This is a genomic window from Clostridium sp. DL-VIII (assembly GCF_000230835.1).
In the GTDB taxonomy this organism is placed as follows: domain Bacteria; phylum Bacillota; class Clostridia; order Clostridiales; family Clostridiaceae; genus Clostridium.
Genome location: NZ_CM001240.1, coordinates 991,937 through 1,017,238, shown reverse-complemented (window position 1 = coordinate 1,017,238; position 25,302 = coordinate 991,937). Strand labels below are relative to the sequence as shown.

23 protein-coding genes and 1 pseudogene are annotated in these 25,302 nt (G+C 30.4%); 7 read left to right on the top strand and 17 right to left on the bottom strand.

Annotated features, from left to right (window positions below):
• Positions 1–112: 112 nt before the first annotated feature.
• The 7 genes from CDLVIII_RS04675 to CDLVIII_RS31050 form a co-directional block, all read right to left on the bottom strand.
• Complete coding sequence (locus CDLVIII_RS04675; protein ID WP_009168279.1) at positions 113–1,267, bottom strand: aldo/keto reductase; 1,155 nt, start codon at positions 1,265–1,267, stop codon at positions 113–115.
• Between the two features lie 587 nt (positions 1,268–1,854).
• Positions 1,855–3,024, bottom strand: a complete 1,170-nt coding sequence (locus CDLVIII_RS04670) for an iron-containing alcohol dehydrogenase (protein ID WP_009168278.1) — start codon at positions 3,022–3,024, stop codon at positions 1,855–1,857.
• 135 nt (positions 3,025–3,159) lie between these two features.
• Entirely contained in the window at positions 3,160–4,119 is a 960-nt protein-coding gene (locus tag CDLVIII_RS04665; protein WP_009168277.1) for a methyl-accepting chemotaxis protein, read from the bottom strand.
• 243 nt (positions 4,120–4,362) lie between these two features.
• Positions 4,363–5,415, bottom strand: a complete 1,053-nt coding sequence (locus CDLVIII_RS04660; RefSeq protein ID WP_009168276.1) for an FIST N-terminal domain-containing protein — start codon at positions 5,413–5,415, stop codon at positions 4,363–4,365.
• Between the two features lie 768 nt (positions 5,416–6,183).
• Entirely contained in the window at positions 6,184–6,435 is a 252-nt protein-coding gene (locus tag CDLVIII_RS04655) for an antibiotic biosynthesis monooxygenase (RefSeq protein WP_242835949.1), read from the bottom strand.
• Between the two features lie 469 nt (positions 6,436–6,904).
• Positions 6,905–8,638: a carboxylesterase family protein gene (locus CDLVIII_RS04650; RefSeq protein WP_009168274.1), complete on the bottom strand. Its 1,734-nt coding sequence runs from the start codon at positions 8,636–8,638 to the stop codon at positions 6,905–6,907.
• 430 nt (positions 8,639–9,068) lie between these two features.
• Positions 9,069–9,218, bottom strand: a complete 150-nt coding sequence (locus CDLVIII_RS31050; RefSeq protein WP_207636834.1) for a hypothetical protein — start codon at positions 9,216–9,218, stop codon at positions 9,069–9,071.
• Between the two features lie 129 nt (positions 9,219–9,347).
• Between CDLVIII_RS31050 and CDLVIII_RS04645 the strand changes: the two genes are divergently transcribed.
• Together CDLVIII_RS04645 and CDLVIII_RS04640 are read left to right on the top strand one after the other, a co-directional pair.
• Positions 9,348–9,572, top strand: a complete 225-nt coding sequence (locus CDLVIII_RS04645) for a DUF1659 domain-containing protein (RefSeq protein ID WP_009168272.1) — start codon at positions 9,348–9,350, stop codon at positions 9,570–9,572.
• 43 nt (positions 9,573–9,615) lie between these two features.
• Positions 9,616–9,834, top strand: coding sequence for a DUF2922 domain-containing protein (locus CDLVIII_RS04640; RefSeq protein ID WP_009168271.1), 219 nt, complete (start codon positions 9,616–9,618; stop codon positions 9,832–9,834).
• Positions 9,835–9,916: 82 nt separating this feature from the next.
• Here CDLVIII_RS04640 and CDLVIII_RS04635 read toward each other — a convergent pair whose 3' ends face one another.
• The 4 genes and pseudogenes from CDLVIII_RS04635 to ltrA form a co-directional block, all read right to left on the bottom strand.
• Positions 9,917–10,672, bottom strand: coding sequence for a phage antirepressor KilAC domain-containing protein (locus CDLVIII_RS04635; RefSeq protein WP_050816231.1), 756 nt, complete (start codon positions 10,670–10,672; stop codon positions 9,917–9,919).
• A gap of 77 nt (positions 10,673–10,749) precedes the next feature.
• A complete protein-coding gene (locus CDLVIII_RS04630; protein WP_009168269.1) occupies positions 10,750–11,142 on the bottom strand; it encodes a hypothetical protein in 393 nt (130 codons plus the stop codon).
• A 1-nt stretch (position 11,143) separates the two neighbouring features.
• The gene (locus CDLVIII_RS04625) at positions 11,144–11,386 is read right to left on the bottom strand and encodes an AbrB/MazE/SpoVT family DNA-binding domain-containing protein (protein ID WP_009168268.1); all 243 of its coding nucleotides are present in this window, start codon (positions 11,384–11,386) and stop codon (positions 11,144–11,146) included.
• 225 nt (positions 11,387–11,611) lie between these two features.
• Positions 11,612–13,423: pseudogene (ltrA, locus tag CDLVIII_RS04620) on the bottom strand (group II intron reverse transcriptase/maturase).
• Between the two features lie 1,022 nt (positions 13,424–14,445).
• On the opposite strand from ltrA, the gene CDLVIII_RS31720 reads away from it, so the two are divergent.
• Together CDLVIII_RS31720 and CDLVIII_RS31715 are read left to right on the top strand one after the other, a co-directional pair.
• On the top strand, positions 14,446–15,078 hold the full coding sequence (locus CDLVIII_RS31720) for a hypothetical protein (protein ID WP_083825307.1): 633 nt from the start codon (positions 14,446–14,448) through the stop codon (positions 15,076–15,078).
• Positions 15,065–15,595 (top strand): transposase, encoded by a 531-nt coding sequence (locus tag CDLVIII_RS31715; RefSeq protein ID WP_201767387.1) that lies wholly within the window; start codon positions 15,065–15,067, stop codon positions 15,593–15,595. Before CDLVIII_RS31720 ends, CDLVIII_RS31715 begins: the two co-directional genes overlap by 14 nt.
• Before the next feature lie 1,067 nt (positions 15,596–16,662).
• On the opposite strand, the gene CDLVIII_RS04610 is transcribed toward CDLVIII_RS31715, so the two are convergent.
• The gene (locus CDLVIII_RS04610; RefSeq protein ID WP_009168267.1) at positions 16,663–17,049 is read right to left on the bottom strand and encodes a hypothetical protein; all 387 of its coding nucleotides are present in this window, start codon (positions 17,047–17,049) and stop codon (positions 16,663–16,665) included.
• 675 nt (positions 17,050–17,724) lie between these two features.
• On the opposite strand from CDLVIII_RS04610, the gene CDLVIII_RS04605 reads away from it, so the two are divergent.
• The 3 genes from CDLVIII_RS04605 (at position 17,725) to CDLVIII_RS31045 (ending at position 19,382) form a co-directional block, all read left to right on the top strand.
• On the top strand, positions 17,725–17,910 hold the full coding sequence (locus CDLVIII_RS04605; RefSeq protein WP_009168265.1) for a hypothetical protein: 186 nt from the start codon (positions 17,725–17,727) through the stop codon (positions 17,908–17,910).
• Between the two features lie 109 nt (positions 17,911–18,019).
• Positions 18,020–19,072 carry an IS4 family transposase gene (locus tag CDLVIII_RS04600; protein ID WP_009168264.1) on the top strand — a complete coding sequence of 351 codons (1,053 nt, stop codon included), beginning with the start codon at positions 18,020–18,022 and terminating at the stop codon, positions 19,070–19,072.
• A gap of 4 nt (positions 19,073–19,076) precedes the next feature.
• Positions 19,077–19,382, top strand: coding sequence for a transposase (locus CDLVIII_RS31045; protein ID WP_207636825.1), 306 nt, complete (start codon positions 19,077–19,079; stop codon positions 19,380–19,382).
• Positions 19,383–19,640: 258 nt separating this feature from the next.
• On the opposite strand, the gene tnpA is transcribed toward CDLVIII_RS31045, so the two are convergent.
• The 5 genes from tnpA to CDLVIII_RS04580 all read right to left on the bottom strand — a co-directional run bounded on the left by tnpA (position 19,641) and on the right by CDLVIII_RS04580 (position 25,252).
• Positions 19,641–20,117, bottom strand: a complete 477-nt coding sequence (tnpA, locus tag CDLVIII_RS04590; protein WP_009168262.1) for an IS200/IS605 family transposase — start codon at positions 20,115–20,117, stop codon at positions 19,641–19,643.
• Between the two features lie 736 nt (positions 20,118–20,853).
• On the bottom strand, positions 20,854–21,030 hold the full coding sequence (locus CDLVIII_RS31040) for a hypothetical protein (protein WP_009168261.1): 177 nt from the start codon (positions 21,028–21,030) through the stop codon (positions 20,854–20,856).
• Between the two features lie 188 nt (positions 21,031–21,218).
• Entirely contained in the window at positions 21,219–21,392 is a 174-nt protein-coding gene (locus CDLVIII_RS31035) for a hypothetical protein (RefSeq protein WP_009168260.1), read from the bottom strand.
• A 1,722-nt stretch (positions 21,393–23,114) separates the two neighbouring features.
• Positions 23,115–24,311, bottom strand: coding sequence for an NAD(P)-dependent oxidoreductase (locus CDLVIII_RS04585; protein ID WP_009168259.1), 1,197 nt, complete (start codon positions 24,309–24,311; stop codon positions 23,115–23,117).
• A 50-nt stretch (positions 24,312–24,361) separates the two neighbouring features.
• Entirely contained in the window at positions 24,362–25,252 is an 891-nt protein-coding gene (locus tag CDLVIII_RS04580) for an aldo/keto reductase (protein WP_009168258.1), read from the bottom strand.
• Positions 25,253–25,302: the final 50 nt, after the last annotated feature.

The window sequence follows — 25,302 nt, the reverse complement described above, 5'->3', positions numbered from 1 at the left end:
TCGTTTTCCTTGAATACTTTTCCAATTATATGCTCCTTCAATCCTTCTATTGCCCCATCAGGAGATTCATACTCTGAATCCCCATCTGTAACAATAAAATAGAAATCTAAGGTTAATTACCAAATAGCTGGCTTGCTTGTTTCATTTTTTTAATTATATCTACACCAAATGGGCAGTTTTTTATACATGCGCCACATTCTATGCATTCACTAGCACGATGTTCTAATAAGTCATAATGATTTTTTAACGTTTCTGGGACTTCTTCTTGAATTAATGCTAAATCCAGATATTTATTTACTAATGCAATATCTATTTTTTTTGAGCATGGAGCACAATGTCCACAATACATACAATGTCCCTTAAATGAACTTCGTGGAGCATTAGCAAGAACTTCACTATAATCCTTTTCTTTATTACTTGCAGATCCATAGGCGGTTGCTCCAAGTATTTGACTTGTATTAGATACTCCAACCATTACAGATGTAACTGCTGGTCTTGTCAGGCAATAATGCAAACATTGTACTGGAGTCAATGCTTTTTCAAAAGGTGATTCTTTGTCACTTAGTAATATTCCAGCCGCATACCCTTTCATAACAGTTAAAGCAACACCTGCATTTTCGCAAGTTTGATATAGTTTATCACGTTTTGGATCAATGCCTTCATACGTTATATTTTTAAAAGTATCTTCTTCAAATAATATGTTTACATCTTCGCTAGCAGGCAGCATATCATAAGCAGCATTAATACTAAATAAAATCACATCGATTAATCCAGTTTCAACAGCTCTAAAAGCAATATCCGGATTATGTGTTGATATTCCTAAAGATTTAACAATACCTTTTTCTTTTAATCCTTTTGCATATCTAATTATTTCCCCATTAAAAATGTTATCAAAATCTTTTTCATCATCCACATAATGAATCATCCCAACATCAACATATTCTAATTGCATTCTAGTTAAAAAATCTTCATATGCGTTAATAACTTCATTAATATTCCTAGTACGTCGATATTGTCCTTCATCCCAGACTGTACATAGATGTCCCTCAATAACAAAACTATTTCTAGAATATTTGCTTAAAGCTTTTCCAACGTTACTTCTAACTTCAGGATTTGAATTATATATATCAAAAAAATTAATACCTTCACTCATTGCACAATCAATATTTTTTTTACAATCTTCATAGCTTTTATTCTCAAATCCCTCACCGCCAATGCCAATTGCACTCACTTTAATTCCTGTTTTTCCCAAAATTCTGTACTCCATCTTCTAATCCCCCCCGTAAAAATCATTTATTCATGCATCCAAATTCTAAAACCTATATCATTTTCAATCTTCTTTCGCTCTATGTAGCCAACCTGACACATTTTTATATACATAATTTATATCCTTTTACCTTATTTCAAGTCCATCCAATATTATTTACTTCAGACAAGTTTTTAAAATTACCTACACTTCTGCCTAAAGCATTACCTTCATGTTTATAAAATATTACAATTAAGAATCTCTATATAGAATTTAAAACAACAATGAGTTATTCAGCGTCTATCACAGCATCTTGATAGAGTTGTTGCTTTCCAAACTCCTTTTCACAATTATTATTTAATTCATGAATATTTGTAGTACCAGCTTCTTTAGCTATACGATAATATTCACATTTGTATTGAAGCGATTCTAAATATATTATCCATAAGTACTCCTTTACTCCTTTTCGCTAGTAATGAATATTATAAGTATAAAATCATTTTTGAATTCTGTCTGTAAAAATATGCATGATAATAACTTAAAACTTATCATGCATATTTTTATAGCTTTATATCTTTTTATGTATTTCTATGAATTTTATTTAGACTTTATTTATAAGATTCCTGATAAATCTTAACACAATCTTCGATACTCAATTCACTTCTGTCAAGCATAAATAAAATACCCATTGTATCCTTTGCATTCTTAGCCATTGTCTCAAATTCTTCTGGTCTTATTCCATAATCAGACATTTTAAGATCTGCAACTCCACATTCTTCTTGCAATTTTACTAACATTGTAATGAAGTTCATTGGATCTTTCGCATTTTCCATTCCCATTGTCTTTGCCATTTGTATAAATCTTTCATCACATACATGCTTATCAATAAAATGTGTAAAATATGCTTTACTAAGCATAATAAGACCTGCACCATGTGGAAGTTCTTGATGATAAGCTGACATTGCATGCTCTAATGTATGTTGACTTGTAACAGCCCCTACGCACATTACTGTCCCGCCAAGAGTACTTCCAAAAGCTACCTTTTCACGTGCATCTATATCATTTCCATCTTTTACTGCTTTTCCAAGATTCTTTGCAACATTTTCAATAGCAGTAATTGCATACATATCACTCATTAAGTTAGCAGCTTTACAAATATATCCTTCTATACTGTGAAATAATGCGTCAAACCCTTGATAAGCAGTAAATTTAGGAGGAACTGTCAACATAAGCTCAGAGTCTACTATTGCATAAACTGGAAATAAATCATTATGTCCATTACCAGTCTTTTCATTTGTTTCCTCATTTGTTATTACCATTCCTGCATCTGTCTCTGAACCTGTCCCAGCTGTAGTTGTAATTGCTACAATAGGAAGAGGTTTATTTTCTACTGGCTTTCCTTTCCCAGTTCCTGTGAATATATAATCCCAGTAGTCTCCATCATTTGTTGCCATTATTGCAATTGCCTTAGAAGCATCTATACAACTTCCTCCACCTAAAGCAACAATAAAATCACAATTATTTTCTTTTGCAAAGTCACCGCCTGCCATAACTGTTGATTTTAACGGATTCGCTTCTACTTTATCAAACACAACTGATTCTACTCCTGCTAATTTCAACTGCTCTTCTGTTCTATCAAGATAACCGTTTGCTCTTGTTGATTTTCCTTTTGAAATAACAATCATTGCTTTTTTACCAGGCATTGGCTGATTATGCAAATTGTTTAATTCTCCTGCTCCAAATAAAGTTCTTGTAGGTACATACATATTATAACTCATATTAAATCCTCCATATTAATAATTCTTTTTCTTTTTATGCTCATATTCAAGTCATATATCTTATGTAAATATAATACCTTTTTAAGCTAGTTCATTAAATATACATATCCCCGATAAAATTGTATATTTTACTGATTATAAATCTTCCTTTAGTAATGGTTCCAATTGTTCAGTCATATTATCTATATTTTCAAAAAGGACACTTTTTCTAGTATCAAATTTATTAATCATGTCTATATGCATTGTCATATCATGATATGATTTTTGTGATGCTGATATGTAATCATCGATTTGTTGAATTCCATTAGAAGACTCATTAATTGCATTAATAATTTCCTTATGTACATCATCTAGTTTTGCTGCAGTATTCTTTATTTCTTTAAAAATTTCATTGGTATCCTCTACACTTTGTGCACCCTTTTCTAAAATTTTTTGTGAAGATTTAAATGATTTGCTTAATTCTTCTGTACCACCTTCTACATCAGAAACACTGTTTTTTACGGAGGAAACCAGATTTTTTATTTCACCTGATAACTTTCTTACTTCTTCTGCAACTACAGAAAATCCCTTACCATTTTCTCCAGCTCTTGCCGCCTCAATAGATGCGTTAAGTGATAACATATTTGCTTGATTTGCAATGCCTACAATTTCATTTGTGCATTTCTTAATTTCATCAACCGAATTTTGTAGCATATGAAAAACATTATCCATTTTATTAAAGCTTACATATACCCTGTTAGCATTCTCTCTTAAATCATTTCCTTGTGTTTCTGCTCTATTAATAGATTTAATAATGTCATTTTTAACTTCTTCAAATCCTCCTGAAGCAGTGTTTATCTTAGAGAGGATATTATTAAAATTATTATCAATTTCTTCATTTAGTCTGGAATTATCATTTAAAACCTTTTTAAATGATAATTCAATTTTACGAATCTGTTCTGAAGTATTTAACTCTTCTGTAGTTAAGTTTTCGTTACATTTCTTAAGATAATCAATAGCATATACAATAGGTGAAATATCTTTTTTTTCCTTGATATAATTAATCTCAATTGTATCCTGAGCTTTATCTTTATTTCTAGATTGAAATAATTTCATAGTAATTCTCCTTTCAAACTTTATCCGATTGCTAGCATCCGTAATACTTCCTCTCACTCTATGAAAGCGACTATGCCAAATTTGAAAGCTCACTGAGAAAATTCTGCTAACCAAATATAAAATTTGGAGCATCATTTTTTTGAATATCTGCTTTTTTTCAAGTGGGAGATAACGGCTACACGCTCCTGTATTAATTTAACTAAATTCATGTGCAGTGTAAAAATCCACCTGAAAAGTTTCTCTTTATTCAAATGCAAAACATACCATTGTTAAATTTACGTGTTGTGAATTAAAATGCTCTCCCATTGCTACAATTCCAACGTGATTATCAGTAAAATTCATTGTTTTCAAATAATCTTCCCAATAATTTTCATTTTCAAAAAATGTATATCTGCCCGTGCAATTCATAGAAAAAATGCCTGAGATATTATGCATGTCCTTTTTAATTGCAGTTACTGTATTATTAATAACTTGTTTGTAATCATCTAACTTTAAAATTGAAATGATATCCATATTGTTTATTCGTTTATAGCATTGCAATCCTCCATCATGTAATTGAGCAATACCCATTATGTAAAACTCATCACCAACCCATTTTCCTAAAGGGTTTTGAAAGTATTGTGTGTTTATTTTACTTGGGGAAATATTAAGATAATCACAATAAACTGATTCTGCCAGTTTCCCATTTAATTCATAAAGAATATATTTTTTTGAATCTGCTTTAGTTACTACCATTTTTAAATCAGTTGGTTTATAAATAATTTCCTTAAAAGCATTTATCCTTCCATTATTTTTAATAAACGCATATGCGCAAGCATCTTCATATATAACACCATTACAAGAAACCTTATTGCAATCAACACCAGCTCCTATTAAAGAAATATTCTTATTTTCTAAGATACTTCCTAATGTTGTCATTAGCCGGCTGTGATTTCCTGTAGCAAAATCAATACAAATTGTATTTTGCGACTCTGCTTTTACCCTTTTAATATCCTCTTCCATTCGACTAATATACTTAACTGGCATAGAAGAAAGTCCTAATATAACATTAGCCGCTGCACTAATACAATCAGAAAATGCAATTACTGTTATTCCGTTTTCAATTGTTGAATACTTTGTATAACTAGTACAAGTACATCCGATACTTGGAACACCTGGATACAATTGCTCTAATTCTTCTACATGGTCTTCAAATTTGTTTTTATTTGATAATAGTATTATTAAAGAAGGATTAACAAATCCTTTTACTGCTTCAGCTAAATTACCACTTCGACTTATTCCAATTTTTTGTTTCATAAGCAAATCTCCTTTCAATAATAGTTAGTTATCACTCTAAATTATTTAGTGATTTTATAATAATTTAGGATGATATTATTATATAAATTCATGACTAACTAATGTCTATCACCATATTTTATGCATTATGATAATGAAGCTGGTTGTTAATAAAAAACAACCATAGCTCTATGCCGACTTCTCATTTTGATTCTTTTAACGTAAGAATAACATTGGAATTTAATTTAATAACTGTATGTATTACAGATAAAATTATATATTTTACAGATTTTTTTGAGAAAACTCCATGACAAATAACAGATAGGTATCAAAGCACTTATTTCCTAGAACAATTCTTACTGCATCAAGTGTTCAACCTATTGCCATAGAGGTTTTTCCAAAACATAGCATTGAGTTAGCTACTTGCACTCGCTTAATGTTTGGTTATCTTAAATCAGGTATTTGTTTGCCTTTTCCTATATTATTTATTACATGAGAAAAAATCTATGTATAAAAGTGAAGCTATCCAATCAATTGAAGCTTAAAGAACTTAAATTAATAACATGAAATTAAAACGACGCTCATCTTATAATGAACATTCTTTTCATAAATATCTTTGTGAAAATTTAATCTTATGGTAATCCTATAGATCTATTTCTAACGGATTTAAGTGCGACAGCTCCATAGTTTATTAGAAATGAGTTTCATCTATTTACTCAAAAATAAAAAAACAACTTCTATATGAACCATTAAATTCAACATATTGACCATCAAGACCTTCTATGTAAGTCAAATCTTGAAGGCATCATATGCTTCTGCATATAGTAGTTCACATAAAAATTCAGACATTCCTTTGACAAATGTGTTAAAGTGAGCAGTTTGTGTGTGATGCTTATTAGCATTCTCATCCTCAACAACGAAATTATCAGGCCGTGCAGTATCCTCATAGAAATTTAAGCTTATATATCCCTCTTTATCCTGAGTTGATGCTGTCATTTGGTTTACAACCTCTAAAAACTCCTCTCGTTTTTCAGATTTGATATTTATAAATACATAAATAATAATCCTTAGAATCTCTCCTTTAATTTGTTCTTTATTCTATTGTCCCTATGTTCTTTGTAATCTAATTTAAGCAACGCTATGCTTACGCAACTGAATTTTCTACAATAAAATTATTGTACCCCATTCGAGTAGCTCTAAGTCAATGATTTAATGAAAACGAATGAAAATTATCTTCTAAAAATATATTTATATTACCATAGTTGAATCTATATATCCCTTTCAATAATTTTCCTACAATCCTATGTCTTCCACAAAATCATTGAATTTAGAAAGAGTAACAAACTCACTCTTTAACAGTTTGTTGTTCAGTATCTCATTTCATTTTACTTAAGGAATAAAAAGTATATGAACAAATGTTGATAGTACATTTCTACATTTTGCCAATATTTCCAAAACCCTGTTATATGATTTACGATAGCAAGGTTTTAGAAACGTCTTTGGCAAAATGTTAATATTGATAATCTGGTGCCAGAAGCTTCATAAGCTCTTTATCATGGTTATGCATAAGCTTTACTTTGTTATCAAAAATCATTGTCGCACCACCTTGACGGTCATAGGCTTCCCACTCAGGTAAATTGTCAGAACTTGGTTTACCGTTCCTTGCGAAATTGATCCATGCCTGGCTCATTCGGTCTTCCAGAATCTTGGCATCTTCACCTCCACCAATCGTTGTATCCGCTTTATCTATATTGTTAAATACAAATGGTATCTCTGATGTGTGGTATGATGTGAAAACACCATTCATAACCGGAGATTCCCAGCTGAAAACATAAGAATAAACAGGTGCTCCCTGTTGATCTGCCTTGTGAGACATAATCTTTAAAAGCGGTAGTCTGATTGTAGTTGAATCAACATATATTGCATCAGCCTTCTTTTTATCAGGATATGCTTTAAGAAATGCATTTACAATTTCATCTGCCTTATCTCCATAAGTGTCCTTCAAATGCTTGTCAATTTCTTCTTCACTCCATGTATTTGGATTATCTGACTGTGCTTTCGCCATATTGCTGATTTGTGAAAAGGCTGTCCACTCTGTGAGGTTTGATCCAATTAGGAGCGGTATATCCTTGCCAGCTTCCGCAAAGCCTTTTTCTGTTACCGGACTTGTAGGCATATAGTCTCCATCTACTACCGGTTCCCATGATAATCCATATCCTGTCCCAAGTGCTGCCGGAATATGAAGTTCATCCGCTGTCTGCTGGAGTGCTTTGTCAGATGCTTGTGACAGTTGTTCATATGGAATAGTCTGCAATTTTTCTATCTGATCTGCAGTAATTCCAAGGTTTTGAAGTGTAAGTTCTGTCACCCTTTTACTGGCTTCCTTTGACGTAAAGCTAACTCCCATTGTTTCTGTCGCACCACTCTCAACAATTCCTTTCTGGAAAAGTCCTTTTGCATATGGGCTTGTCATAAGTGCAAGTACCTTAGCGCCTCCACCTGACTCTCCAAATACCGTAATGTTATTAGGATCACCACCAAACTGTGTAATATTGTCACGAATCCATTTAAGAGAATCTACGATATCAGTAATTCCTACATTTTCAGAGTATTTGTACTTTTCACCATATTGAGAAAGATCAAAATGTCCAAGAACATTAAGGCGATGGTTTACTGAGACAACTACAACATCTCCTTTTTGGCTAAGATTCGCGCCATCATAAGCAGCTGTTTGTGCAGATGATCCTGTTGAAAATCCACCGCCATGTAGCCATACCATCACCGGTCTCTTTGCATTATCATTAATACCAGGTGTCCAGATGTTCAGATTCTGACTATTATTGTCCATAGCAAACTGTCTAGACGGATTTTCCCAGCTGCTATCAGATCCGCCTGCTCTCTGTTGTTGTGGCGATATCGGACCATAATCAAAAGCAAGTTTGACCCCATCCCAGTGCTCTACTTTCTCTGCTGGAACGAATCTTTCTTTTGCCTCAGCATATGGAACTCCATGATAGGTATAAATGCCATTCCTACTGTATCCCTGAACTTTTCCAGCCTCTGTCTCAACAACAGCGATATTAGGCCCTGCAACAACTGTCCCAGATTGTTCTGTTGCACTTTCTACTGATGTTGTCGAAGCCTTTGCAACAGAATTTTTTTCCGTTATGCAGAAAGTAGTTACAAGAGAAAGTGTCATTACACCAGCCAATACAGTCAAAATAATTTGTTTGTTATTTCTCATAGATTGTTTCCTCCATTTTTCAAAATAATCTCTAAGCCTTCATTTATACGACTTTCAGATTCCTTTTTATACAGCTCTCCATTTTTTATTATAAATAAATTTAATAATCAACAGAAGTTTCAATAAGTTCTTCAGTATAAACCCAAAGGTTGTATCTTTAAACCAGATTCCGGTAACTTTTATTTATATTATTTACAAAGTTTAAGCCTTTTCCCAACACTACTAAAGCATTTCATTAATACATAATCTTATTCGTAATTTTACTAATAGTATTAATTTTGCTTTTCATTACTAATCTCATAATATAACTTTGGATGATTTTGGGATGTACCATTCCAATATTCTCTTACCTCTTAATGTATTTTTAATTCTTCTAGTCACTCTTATATCTCTTTCTAATTCATCCTTTAACATTTTAGTAGTAACTTTATTATGAATACAATTTAGTAATACTATCAAACTTATCTATTTCTTTATTTTCTTCTTTAATCATGATTTTCTTTGGTTTTACAATCTCTATAACTGGCAAATCAAATATACTAATTTGTCCTTCAATAAAACATTCACTTTTCATATTCATCCTTTCAATATCTTTAATCTGTTTTAGTTCTTTTGTTCATAGAAAACCAAATAATTTTCATCTATTTATGTAATATCAATCATTTATCCATATATCCTTTATGAAAACAAAATGAAGGAGGTAAAACACATGGCTGTAACTAAATCAATTGAAACCGCATCCCTAAGCATTGAAGTTCAAAGCGGGACTGATAAAGCAGGGGACGCAATCTACAGTAAGAAGACTTTTTCTAGTGTGAAAACAGATGCTGCTCCTCAAAATGTCTATGATGTTGCTGATGCAATAAAAGACGTTATGGAAGCTAAGACTAGAGATTACTTTATTAATGAATCTTCTATTTTAGCAAATGCATAAGATCATGATCTTACGTAAATTTTTAAGATTGGAGGTATGTTAAATGGAATATACTTTAGCTATGACTTTTTTAACTGAAGCTGGCTTAAAGACTACTTTAAGCGTTAGTGGTGTTAAATCTACGCTTACTAAAGATGACGTCAATGCACTTATGGAAACTATAATTTCCAAGAATATTTTCAAAACTAATTCTGGCGATTTAGTTAAAAAATCCGGTGCTCAATTGACTCAAAGACAAGTTACTAAATTTGAGATAGCTTAGTCTTTTAATAAAAATGGAGGTTTTTCCTGATTTCAAGGATAAATCTCCATTTTTTATATACCATCCTCATAAAATATATAATTCATTGTTCTCTAATTTTTCTCATTATAAAATCTATCCCTTTTTGAAACACCATTGTTTTTATATTAATTTTCGTTTCCCCACTAGGTACTGAGTATTTCTGCTCCAATACTCTAAAATATCCTAAATCTACATACTGCTGATAAGGAATATTATTTTTGTCTAAAACCTTCTTTTCCCGAAGCAAAGAAAATAAACTATTTCTTCCCATTCCCTTAATTCCAAGAACTTTTGCAACATGACCCATTTCAATAGAGTCTTTAGATCCTGCAACATCATCGTAAAATTGTCCTTTAGGTTCCAGTAATTTTACTTTCTTTTCAGCTTCAAACCTTGCTTTTCTTTCTTCTTTTAACTTAGTAGCTGCAGCAATAAGTAAATCTGGATTATCTAATAATTCATCTGTAGCATACATTCCTGTTTTTCGTATACTAGGTAATACCTCATCAAAAATCCATGATTCAAATTTTTCTGCTCCTGGTAATTCAGATTTTGCAGCTAGGCGAAAAATATCACCTTCAGGTATTAAACTCATTTCTACATTTTGAATAGCATCCGTTCCATCTTTTCTCTTTCCGGTAATTACCCCTATGTCGTGTTTCACGACGCCCCTGCAATGTCTTAAAAGTGCATCTCTTGGATTTTTATATCCTAAAGCTTTTGCTATATCAATTCCAACGGCATAATCCTTATTATTAATCTTCATCCATCTTATTTCACCAAATCTTTCATTTTTGAAAATTAGTAAGCCTCCCACTTGCTTATCCCCTTTCATAAGAATTTTATCTTTTAATACTCTATCAATAATACAAAATATTCATTTTTTCATATGACTTATTTTATAACCTTTAAATTTGGTTTATTAGATTCTTTTCTATAATCTTCATTAAACTCATTAATAAAATAATCAAAATTACATTTAACATACAGCAAGCCTTTTCTTTCATTCCAGCTTAAGGCATATATCTTATTTATTCTGATTTCAGTGTCTTGATTATATATAGTCCATCCATCTCTCCACATTCCAACTGGTGTAATATCACTATATAGATTAAAAGGTATACTTTGATCTATATTTCTTATACAGCCTTTTTCATCCATTTTAAAATAAAGGCAGCCATCTTCATTCATATTAACGTTTTTCCCCTGACATTCTCCACCATGCCTATAACACTTTTGACAATAAGCGCATTCCAGGCGGTTAGGTAAATTTTTCGGCCTGTCCATTTTAATCCTGCCTTAAAGCCTTTCTACAACCACTACAAACAGGCAAATTATTAAATTCACTTACATCTTTATCGCTTCCACAAAATATACAACCCTTACTATATTTCTTCAACACTATATCATTATTAACCTTAACTATTTCAATTGGATCTCCTTCATTAATATCAAGTACTTTTCTCATTTCTTTTGGTATTACAACCCTTCCTAATGGATCAACATTTCTTATAATTCCTTCGATTTTCATTTAAAACAACTCCCTTTAACATATTAAGTTTTGTTAAATATTCAAATTATAAAAATATTATTTAAGTCTATAATTATTCCTAATATCCTTCTCCATTTCAACCACATAATCTTTTGACAATAGCAATAGGTAAGATTTTGATGCAATCTCTATCTTTCCCCCTGCTTCACACCGTACGTGAGTCTTTCGAGCTCATACGGCGTTCCAACAATTTATTATATTTAATTAAATAACTGAATTTCCTACTAACTTTCTTAAAGAATTAACACGATTTATCCCTTGTTTATCAAGGGTCAACAAACCTAAATAATTTTCAATGGTATCCAGTTTGGTACAGTGTATAATCTTATGCACTTCGCCACATACCCAAACTAAATTTTTATATTCATCAGTGCCACCATCACATTTCTGTTTTTTGTGGTGACATTCCATGTTACCTATTTCTAAATCCAATCCTGTTATATAACATTTACCTTGTTGCCCAGCAATTAAAGATATTCTATTATCATTAAATTCAGCAGTATTATCATTTGCTGTTCTTAGTTGGTAATCAATTAGATGTTTATAACCCCTAAGATTTTGGTGTATTTTCTTTCTGCCAAGTTTTGTATAATTACATATATCTCGATGTAAATGCATTGCATTGCTTGTTTTGCAACCATAGATAGGAAACATAGTGATACCATTAATTGTTCTTATCCTACCTTTATAATGTCCATATAAGCGTTTGTATGTTCCGGTAAATTGAGGTTTATTTGATATCCATTGCTTTAAGCGTATTTCTAAGTTTTTTGTAACTAAGAAATTTATTTCACTGAAATCATGTGTTATCTTTGTTGCACATTTATAATAATTATGCATTCCTAATATCATTGAATTTAACTTTAATACTTCCTTACTATTCCCATGCTTTTGAATTTCTTTTATTTGAGTTTTAAGCTTGTTTATAGTAATCTTTTTAGCTTTATCACACATTCTGCTTTGGCATACGTATTTATTATGTTTGGGTTTAACCATTAATTTGAAACCTAAATATTCAGTATAATTTTTCCTGAGATTGGTTACCTTTGATTTTTCTGGACTTATATCTAGGTCTAATCTTTCTTTTAGCCACATCTTTGTTGCTCTAAATATTTTAAATGCAGTTTTATAATCTCTACACAATATTTTAAAATCATCCGCATATCTTACTAACCATATTTCTTTTAAATTACTTCCTTTAATTGCTCTGTATTTTTGCGATTTACCACTATATTTATGGTTTGTTTCAAATGTTTCCCACTGAGAGCTTATCCATCAATCTAATTCATTAAGAACAATATTGGATAATAAAGGACTAATTATACCTCCTTGGGGAGTACCTTTATTAGATCTTCCCATATTTTGTATTTCTGATCTTAATATCTTTCCAATTATACTAATCAAGTTTTTATCTTGAATACCTAAATTCCATATTTGTTTTTTTAGCTTGCTGTGGTTAACATTATCAAAGAAACCTTTGATATCTATGTCCACTACATAATGCAGATGGGCATTATTCATTAAATGCATGCCTCTCGCAATGGCATGTTCAGTTGACCTATTCGGTCTGAAACCGTAACTATGTTTATAGAATTTAGCTTCACATATTGGTTCTAAAATTTGTTTAATACATTGTTGAATAATTCTATCTTCAATACAAGGTATTCCTAAAGGTCTAGTTTTACCATTTGGCTTAGGAATTTCAACTCGTCTTACACTTTTCGGAGTATAGTTGGCTAATTTATTTGGGATACGCTTAACAAATTTCTCTGTTTTCATATCTTTGAAAAAACTTATATCAAGTTTATCAGTTCCACAAGTTGTAGAACCTTTATTATTCTTAATATTTCTATATGCTAGTAAAATGTTATTCCTTGAAGTTATATATTGCATTAGATTATTAAACCTAAATCCTTCAGTTGATTTTTCATATAATTTATCAAATATACTTTGCATTGTGTAATATTCATTATTTCTTAGTGATTGTCTTTTCTCTAATTTAAAGCTTTCCCCCAAGTCTATTACTTCCTCCTTTGTATAATTACAAATTCAGCTTCATATCTCTTAGTCTTACTCGAACCTTGAAATTATTCAGTATTTAATTATCAAATAACAATTGTCTAGTGGCTATCGCTCCGTTTCCATTACAGAAATGTTCCTTGCTTCATGCCACCACTCTCACTTAGATTAAGATAAGTTATACTTTACTGTTTTCCTTATCAATACTTCATCGGCAGTAAAACCTCCATATTCTAAGCTTTCCTTGTTCAGTTATTACCATCTTTACATATATCCGTAGGTCATCAGTTTAAGCCTGTAAATTTCATAGTGCCTTTAACACTATATGGACTTTCATAACGAAAAATTTTACTAATCCACATTTACGACACATCTGTGTCATGCCCATTTCTGAGCACTAATATTTTAGACCCGTACATTCCCGATTTCGTCAGTCCCTTTGGGACATCCTAACCATAGATATTTTATAGACACCCGACCTATCATACACTCGACTACCTCTAGTTCGCTATTCCTCAACATTACTTGTTAGGGTGTACTCTCAGCCGACTTCACCGAGCTTATAACCCTTAATAATTTACTTTATTAAATGCTATTCGGAGTATTAGTGTAGGCGTTTCAAGGCGTTACCCTATCATTCCACCTATCGCAATAACAGTTCTAATTCACTAAATTTTATTAGCTAAACTAGGCTATTCTTTTCAAATAGTAACAAGTCGCACTTTCATATAATTTATGATCTAATACAATGCTACCTTCTATTAGATATGGTTACTATTATTATATCTATATACGTATTTTTTAAAGGACTAGTTAATTTACTTTATAGTTCTTTGGGTGCCGCATCCACCACCCAAAAATAGACAGGTCATTGTTTGGGTTCCCGGTGGGCAATGTCATCAAGCTAAGCTTGGATAAACTGGAAATTCAAATTAATAATATTCAAAAAATATGTTTTTAAATATTATTCCTCTATAATAAATACTACATTATTAGGTATTGACGGAGGAATTTTTACATTGAAGAAAATAAATTATCTCAAAGAAGGAATAAGAGTTACAAGTTTATTGATAGATGATATAATGTTTTTATTTGAATTTAGAATGAAAGATACATATTTTACACGAACAGGAAGAAGCAAGATGAGTTTTAAAAATATTATTTTATTTATGATAAACTTTGTTAAAAAGAGTTTACAAATTGAGTTGGACAATTTTTCAAAGATAGCATCTAATCCCAATATTACAAAGCAAGCCTTTTCACAGGCCCGCCAAAAGGTTTCACCTAAGGCATTTATACATATGCTTAATCAAGTAAACAAGTGGTATTATAAAGATACTCCTTTTGAGAAATATAGTGAATATAGGTTACTTGCTATTGATGGTACAGTTTTAGAAGTAAATAATACTGAGGAATTACGAAATGAATTTGGATATATAGAAAATCAAAATAAAAAAGTTGCACGTGCGAGAGCATCAGCATTATATGATGTAGAAAATGATATGATAATATCTTCTAAATTGACACATTATAGATGCGGAGAAAGAGAAATCGCAGAAAACCTAATAGATCAAATGGTTAATTTAGGATCATATAATGACTTAATACTATTCGACAGGGTACCCTTCGAAAGATTTTATAACATTTATTGAATCTAGGAAATTAAAATATTTAATTAGAGTAAGTAGTGGATTTTTAAGAGTAGTTGTTAACGCACCGAAGGCAGATCAAATAATAGAAGTAAAGCATATAGATAAAATTTTAAGAATGAGAGTTATAAAACTTGAGTTGGAGTCTGGAATAACAGAAACTCTGGTAACTAATTTATTTGATGAAGATCTTTCATTAACAGATTTTAAAGAACTCTATTTTAAGCGTTGGGGAATAGAAGTCAAATATAATGAAATAAAAAACAAATTGCAAGTTGAAAACTTTACAGGTCAAACGGTTATAGCTATAGAGCAAGATTTTTATGCAACAATGTATTTAGCAAACATGGTTGCATTAGCTAAGAAAGATGCCAATCAAGTTATAAAAGAAGATTGCAAAAATAAAAATTTAAAATTTGAGTATAAAGTGAATACAAATGTATTGATTGGAAAGCTCAAAGACACATTAATAACAATGATAATCACAAGAAATCCGTGGAAACCGTTCCAAAATACTTAAGTCTATTCAAGGAGAAATTGAAAGAAATATAATACCTATTCGACCTGGAAGAAAATTTCTTAGAAATAATCATAAATCTACTCAAATGGACAATAGAATGAATAAAAAAAGAGCTCTATAACGCTAAGCAATATACATTAATTTACAAACTATTATCTGTAATGATGATGGTTTATTTCACATATCTAAAAGTACAAATAGAAAAAATTAGCCAAAAAATAAACCTACTACTAAATAGATTTATTTTCCTTATTTATGCTTTTGGATAAATATTAAATTATAACTTGATGACATTGTCCCGGTGGGGCACTTCGGGATGGAGGCTCTAATGAATAAATTAAAATATATAACTATGTAGTTAAATTCTTTCTTTAAAATATGTATAAGAATATTTATCCATCCCTCTGACTGTAAATGTTGTTTAATGTACTTTTACGGTACATTGATAATTATTGTTTCTGGTATGAAAAAATACAGATAAAGTTTAGTTTAGTTGGTCAGACAAGCTGACAAGAATTTTTGGGGGCTTGGACCTGCTATCACTAATGCTTAATAAGTTATTGTAATCGTGACAGCAATTCCATCTTGGACAGGCTTAGGTTTATTACTATAATGTTTGATTACATGGTTTTTCCGCTCTAAAAATCCAATCACTAAAAATAATAAATTATATTACAGTGAAATTATTTTTAGTGATACGATTTTCAAAGCTGTTATCTACTTTTAATTATGTAGAGGTATTAAAAAAGCCAGTCCAAGACCGCCCCCATTTAGAAACTCTAGAAGATACCTCTTATATAGTTTTTTCGTATAACACGGTACATTTATTTAAAATACAGCTCAAGACACGCTTCGCTTTTGGTCTTGACCTCTATTTTAAATAAATGGGTAAAGTTTATATGAAAAATCTATGTGATATTATGGTGCCTGGTTGGACATGCTGTTTTTAAGGCATTGATGATTATTCATAAAAAGGCTTGTACTATTTTCTTTTATCATAAGATACTGGTGCAAAGTGCTTGTCCTTATTATTCCTTTATTTGTAGGGAATTTCTCCCCTTATGTATTTAGTATGGCAGTTCTTCACATGACAGGCTTTCTAATATATTTTCATGTTCCGCATTTACTTGTTTATAATATTCTTCTCTAACTTTTTCTATATCCTCATTTTTTTCAGCTTCGTAATCTACAAAACTGCTACCCTCAATTCCGGCTCTAAATGACTTCCAAAATTCATAATCATAATTAGTAACACTAAATATACCTTTTCTTCCTATATTCTTTTTATAGCTTAATTTCAAGCCATAAAGACTTAAAGGAGCGCCATCATACTCAATTATTATTGAACTGTCTTTTAATCTGTAAGCTGTTTCTGAAAATTTAAATTCTTCATTTTCACTTAAATAGCTGTATTCTGCTATTAATGTTTTTGATTCATACTTTCTCTTTTCCACTTTTATGACCACCTTTTCTTTTTAGTTCCTCTCCTCCCATATTTTATTATGCCCACTTATATAAATTTTAGACATTATTTATGTACAAAAAAGCACCTTTTTAGGTACTTTCATTTTTTATAAATTACTCTCCAATACATAGTTTCATATATCCTCTTATTGCTTTACTAACATCTTTACCATTTCTATGACAATATGCCTCAAAGCCTTCATATAACTTAATTTCACATTCTACATGCAGCTGCTTTGTTGGTGGTTTTGCTTTTCTAATTATCTTTTTATTTTCTATTATCCTTCCACTCCTTCTCTGTAAAATAGTCTAGCCAATAATTAAAATTCTTATACTTAACTTTCAATAAAAATGTGCAAATAAGTACAAGTTATTGCGAATATTGTTCGCAATTTAGGCAATAATTATAATATAGCTATTCAGAAAGGACCTGAGAAAACATGAGGAATTTTATATTTACAAAATGGCTTACTACTAAAGAAACCTTTAATTCATATGGTCACTATAACGAGTGGTTATCTAAATTACCAAAGGAAGAATCTAAAAAAACTAATTTATATCATCATGAAAAATACCAATATTTTTTAAATAACCTCCAGACTGAATGGGATTAGAGAAATTCATCTCTCTGTTCCTAATTAATATTAAAGAAAGGAATGGTCCTAATGACATTTACAACATGGCTTTTAAAAGAAAAAGGCTTTGCATCAAAAGCTCAATTTGATTCACTTGTAGATACATTACCTTATGAAGGGCGAAGAAAATTAATTTTATATTATGAAATAGAATATAAACATTATCTTGATACTAGACCAATACAGCTTGAACTTAAAATCATAACCACCGGCTAAGCCTAACACCAACAACTTAAGAAATTAATAGTAAATTCCCTCTGAAACGGATTATAATAAAAGTAACAATAATGCATATCCCAATTTTATTTTGAGGAGGTATATGATTATGGTTAATACTTTTGTAAAAAGACTAGACACTTCATATAAATTAATTTTTTCTGAAGAAATGAAGACTATTAGTAGAGGAAATAATCCCAATATTTTTCAAAGAAAAAGACTTATGCCATTATCTGATATATTATTATGTTCCTTGAATAAACAAGGATTAAATACTGATTTTGAATTAAGAAAATATTTTATATTTCAAAAAGGCCTAAATGAAGTAAATATAACAAAAGAAGCTTATTTAAAGCAAAGAAGAAAGTTAAATCCAGAAGTGTTTAAAGCTTTAAACGCTTATTATATTTCAAACTTTTATAACTGTTGCAAAAATGAAGTAAAGAAATTTAAAGGATATCTAATTTTTGCGATTGATGGTACTGATTTTGAAATTCCGAATACTAAAATTAATAGAGATTATTTTGGAAGAAGTGCTAATGGAAGAAAACAAAATATGGCACGAGCTACTGCATCAGGTATGCATGATTTAGAAAATGATTTTTTTGTTGATGTTTCAATTAAACCTTATAAAACAAGTGAAATTGAAATGGCAAAGGAAAATATTTTAAAGTTAAAGCAAATTATTGATTATAAAAAAATAATAGTTATGTTAGATCGTAATTACCCATCTATAGAACTCTTTGATTTCTTAGAAAATAATAATATAAAATTTGTTGTTATAATCAAAAAAACTGATTATAAAAAAGAACAGTTTCTCTTTAGTAATGATGATGATTTAGTAAATATAGAATTAACTAAATCTAGAATTAATAAATTAAAAAGAAAATATCCAGAGTTTTGTTCTAGAATAAAATCTAAAAAAAGTATTACATTAAGAATGGTTAAGGTAAAAATTAGTGATAAAACAGATGAAATGTTATTGACAAATTTATTAAAAGAAGAATTTAATACTAACGATATTTCACAATTATATGGAAGAAGATGGGGCATTGAAATATCTTATAATACTTTGAAAAATAAAATTAAAATAGAATCATTTACAGGATTTCTCCCTAGTTTTGTTTATCAAGATTTTTTTTGCACAAATGTTCATATATAATATTTTGCAAGATGCATTACATTTAGCTAATTCTAAGCTAAAAGAAATACTTTATAAAAAACAATTGATGCATAATAAGAATTATAAAAATAATAAGAATATAAATGAAAATAATGCAATAGGACTTTTAAAAGAAAAGTTAATAAAAATAATGATGACAGTAAATGATACAATACGGGGTAATGAATATACAAAACTAATTACAGAGATGTTAAAATACATTTCTGAAGTTCGTCCTGAAAAACCTTCAAACGTAAGGATTAAGAATTTATCAAATAAGTATAGTTGTAATTTGAAACCAAGTTTTTAAATATAATAAATTTAAATATTAAGCAAAGAAAAAATTTTGATTCTTTTCTTTGCCTAATAGAGTAGTGCAAATTTTCTATCAATATAAATCATTGTTAGAGTTAATAAAAAAAATACAATTAAGCTATGCTAAGTTGTTGGTGTTAGGCTAAGCCGGTGGTTTGCTCAGCCCTATAAGGGCCTATTACTGGCTGGGCTGAAAGCCCTCCGAACGGGTCTGCCTCCCGCATGTTTTCCCATGTTGCCGCTAAAGCGGCTTTTATTTATTGCTCTTTTTTACTGGCTCACCAGTAAACGGGTCAACTAGTTCCTTTATGCTCATTTGTTCATACGCTAAATCTTCTTGTAGCTGATTTCTTATATATTCTTCTATCTTCTTTTTATTTTTTCCTACTGTATCAACATAATATCCTCGACACCAAAATTCTCTATTTCCATATCTGTATTTCATATTCGCATGTTGGTCAAATATCATCAAACTGCTTTTTCCTTTTAGATATCCCATAAAACTCGATACGCTTATCTTCGGTGGTATTGATACTAACATATGTATATGGTCCGGACAGGCTTCTGCTTCTATTATCTCTACTCCCTTCCATTCACATAATTTCCTTAGTATCTTTCCTATATCATTCTTTATCTTTCCATATATTACTTGTCTTCTATACTTAGGTGCGAATACAATGTGATACTTGCAATTCCATGTTGTATGAGATAAACTATTTGTGTCTTTCATTAGACATCCTCCTATACTTTTTTATTTGCGGTTGGCTAGACCTGCATTTATTTTAGCATAGGAGGTTTTTTCTGCTCAACGGCATAAGCCTTTTTTCTTCCACTTGCTTAGCAAGTGGTTTACTTTGTTACACAATAAAATAATCCTGAAGAGGTCCTCTTCAGGATTATTTTATTTACTTTTAATATTCTACAAACTGCGGAATTAACTACCAAAATTATAGGACAAGCATCTAGTGTTTTTGGGGCAAATACTTAAGCTCCATAGAAAATAAATATTGTACAGGGGTGAGTGCTCGCAATCCCCTTTGCAATATTTATTTTCTGTTAGTATAATTACTCTCCCCAAAAACATTATTTTTAGATAAGCTCCATTACTATAATCTTAAAATCCAACTTTTCTTTATGCAACACTATATCCATTTATTGAAATTATTTTTATTAATGGAGTTGTTTAAAATTTCCTTTTTGGTACTTTCATATACTATAATTTATCTGATTCTATAAATAAAAAAGAATGATTTACTAGGGTGTCATAGACCATTCTAAATACTGGTTGATATTTATTTAATAAGGGGTAAATAATATTTAACTACTTTATATTTATATAATACTATGGGGTTGTGACAGTTACTTATATTATCTGCTGACTTTAATAGTATTTTGAATATAAAAATACCGCAAATTCATTCTAGATAATGCGGTATCATCATACAATATAAACATTTCTTTTCGTGTTACTCCAACAATATAAGCTTATCATTTAATTTTTTTATCTCTTCTTCTATTCTATCATCTAATTCTCTAGGGAAAACATAATCATTAAATCTTTCTGTCTCACCTGTAATTAATCCTTCAAATTCTTGAGTTATAACATTAAAATGTGTTGCTTCTTTACCTAACAACTCCCTCAATTCACCATCTTCTACATATCCACTTTTATCAACTATTAATTTCTCTAGTTCTTTGTCTATTTCTATAATTTGTTTTAATAAATTTTTATCATTGTTACTAAAAGCATCTCCTCATAAGGCTGGTAAAGTTCTGTAATCTGGTCCTTTATCGTTTGTAAATATTTGATATAACATTCTACTTTTCTTCCTCAATTGTGTGAACGGGCCATAGAATTCGTTAAGTTTTTAGCAATTTCCTTTCTGTCCTCTTCTTTAGCTTTAGATTTTAAGATTCTTGTATTCGTGATATAAGCAACTAGAAGGGATCCTATTCCGACAATTACAGGTCCATATGCCTTAATAACTTCATAATTTTCAGCCATAAACACTTCTCCTTTACCTATGAATTTCATTAAGATTTTTCAACATATTGAATTAAAATATATCACTCCTATCAATCAAATAAACTAATAGTATTATAGCGACTAACAATTCAAATTAAAAATATTGTCTATATCTTATATTTATTATATTATCACATATTTCATTAAAATGAATACTGCATTATTTAATTTTTAAAGAACAAATTTTATTTACTACATCAACTCTAAAATATTGATTCAAACATATCTATTTATTCTTGTAGTATTAATTGCTTACCTTCGAATGATCTATCTTCTCAACCGACACCTATATAGTCAAGCACTTTTCCCCATCAGTACTTCTCGCATGTTTGTTTATCTATGCAGCACTCATACATCAAAAATGCCATTCTTTTTCATTATTATCTTTAAGTCTATCAAACCTATGAGATTTTTTCTCCATATGGATACCAAACTGATCCATTTTTATGCAAGTGTCAGATAAGTATTTGTTTTAATTCTATCCCATCGTATGGCTTTAAACAAATTGCTTTATTGCTATACACCTAGATTCAAATAAATTACTCTAGTAGGTTCACTTCCCAACCTATATAAAACAACATATTTTCTCTAACATTTCTAACACTCATTTTCTACAAGCTATTCATCATTATAACTACTATTAAACCACCTTTTTATATATAGCGCCGTCAATGTACTTGCTTTTCTGCCTGTCATTATTATTAATGAGTGTTATTGAAGCGTAAGAAATCGTATCACTAAAAATAATTACCTCTTTAATATTTATTTCTATTATTTTTAGTGATTGGATTTCTTAATCGGAAATAACGCCATTACTAATAAGGACTAGCAGGCAAGCATGTACATTGTGGACCTTCCCTCACCTTTCAATAATTCTTATCTCTATCCTGTGAGGGCAAGTCCAAGGCGCCCCTTTCTTTATGCGTATGCATCGCTTCTCCATAAATCATGTAATAAAACAAACAGGACCTCTCTATAATCTTTAGAATAGTTCCTTATCTCTATACCCTCTCATTATTATATTGGATTTAAGGCGCAGCCTTTAATCCCATCGCTGCACTAAAAACAATCTCTGAAGAAAGTGTCAATGTAATACTAGAAGCAGCGCTTCTGGTATTACGTATTGACTCTTTCTGCGATTAAAATTTAGAAGTAAATTCAAATGATCCTCTTAGAAAATAAAAATATTAACTTTCTCTTCCAATTCTCACATTTCAATAAAAACTTTTATCTGAGTATGCAGGAGTATCTACATTTCACAATATGCCAACTGCCATAGTAACACCTTCTATATAGTCTGCACCAGAAAACTCCATTACCACAAAGAAGGCATGTACATTTAGCTAAATAACGTTTCCCGAAGTGTCCCAGCTGAAATTAAAGAATAAACCTTCATTTTTCTAAATCCTTATAAACACAACAAGACCATAAAAATTCATGGCCTTTAATATTTTAGCTTTGACATTTACGGGGCAACGGATTATTCTAGCGAAGTGTTCTTGCCTTCTGCACTCGCTATGGACCTAACTAAAGCATAAAAGATAACTACATCTATCGCAATCTAAATAGCAGTATTCATTTGAAATCTCTATCTAAAATTACTATGTCTATATCTTATATAGTGTATATCTTTCAGTATTGCTTATCCCGGTTCAATTTAATTGTACCATATATTGTAAGTTAGTAGTTTGCTGTAAATAATTATTTATATGAATTACAATACTCTTCTATAGCATCAGCAACATTTTTTGCATATGCTACTGCTTCAACTACAGTTCTAGCACCTGTAACTACATCTCCTGAGCTGAATACTCCTGCCCTTGTTGTATTACCTTTTTCATCTGCAATGATAAGTCCGGCTTTATTAGTTTCGAGTTTAGTTGTATTTGAAACTATATTTGTTCTTGGACTTTGACTTACAGCAATAATGGTAGAGTTACATTCAAAAAATTCTTCTTTTCCTTCTTCTGTTTCTGTATTACGTAACTTTATTCCGTTTTCAAATATTTCTATTGGAGATCTGCATATTTTAAATATAATTCCGTCTTCTCTGGCTTCTTCTATTTCTTTTTTTGTTGCGCTCATATTTTCAAAGTCACCTCTATAAATAACTGTAACTTCACTAGCCCCATTTCTTTTTGCTGTTCTTGCTGCATCCATTGCAACGTTTCCAGCACCAATTATTGCAACTCTATTACCTAATCTAAATGTTTCTGGAGATTTTAAATAATCTATAGCAAAATGTACATTTCCTAAAGTTTCCCCCTTGATATTTAAAGTTTTAGGATTCCATACTCCAGTTCCAATAAATATAGACTTATAATCCTCATCAAATAATCTATCAATACTTATAACTGGTCCTATAAGAGTATTAGGTCTAATCATAACTCCAAGCTCGATTAGCTTGTCCTCTAGTTTATCAATTAGGTGGTTTGGTAATCTATATTCAGGAATTCCATATCGTAATACTCCCCCGATTCTCTCATGAGCATCAAATATAGTTATTTTATATCCTCTCTTTGCCAGAATAAAAGCAATTGTTAATCCTGCCGGACCACCGCCGATTATAGCTATTCTATCCTTATTCTTCGGTAAGTTCTGTAATTTTACTTGTTCCAAATATCTTTCTGATATTTCCTTTTCTATTTCATAAAACTTTACTGGTTCTTGCTTTATTCCTCTTATACAATTTCCTGCACATTGGCTTTCATGTGGACAGACAATTGAACATATCACCGAAAGAGGATTATTATTAAATAGAATTTCCCCTGCTTTATTTAGTTTTCCTTCTTTATAAAGCGCTATTATTTCTGGAATTGGAGTATTAATTGGGCAATTTGCTTGACATCTTGGATTTTTACATAATAAACATCTATTTGCTTCGTCTAATAAAATCATATAATCTAATCCCCTTCGCTAACTAAATTTTTTTAATTGGATTTTCCATTTTACACTATATCTAATGGCATTTTTCTAGATGGCTTTTTAAATATTTTATCTAACCTTGCAATATCTGATGGAGACAGAATAATTGATGCTGCTTTAGCATTCTCTATAACATGTTCAACACTTGCTGCTTTTGGAATTGATATAATATCATTTTCACGTATTGTCCATGCAAGTGCTATTTGCAATGGTTTCACATTATGCTCTTTAGCAATTTCATTTAGAGTATCATCTCTTAATATATTTCTTTCCAATGATCCACCTTGTGCTAATGGGCAATAGGCTATAGTTGGTATGTTATTATTTCTTTGCCATGGTAATAAATCAAATTCTATACCTCTTGAACCAATATGATATAAAACTTCATTTACAGCACAATTTTCACCATTGGATTTATGGAATAACTCCTCCATATCATCTTTATCTAGGTTTGATACTCCCCATCTTAATATTTTTCCTTGCTTTTTTAATAGTTCCATTCCTTCTATAGTTTCTTCAAAAGGTATTCGCCCTCTCCAATGAAGAAGATACAAGTCCAAATAATCAGTTTTTAATCTTCTTAAGCTATTTTCACAAGCTTCAACAATTGAATTTCTTCCAGCATTATGCGGATATACTTTTGAAACTAGGAAGACATCTTTTCTACAACCATCTATAACATGACTAATTAATTCTTCTGATAAACCATTTCCATACATCTCTGCTGTGTCAATGAAATTCATCCCAAGTTCTAATCCTAACTTTAAGGCCTTAATTTCACTATCCCTTTTACTTTGACTTTCCCCCATAAACCAAGTCCCTTGGCCAAGGGCTGAAACCTTAGTTCCATCTGGTAAAATTACTTTTCTCTTTTCTATTACTTCTCTCATTTCTAATATTTCATTATTGGGCATTTAACTCATCCTTTCAATAATTATCTTTATTTCAATAATTATCTTAATTC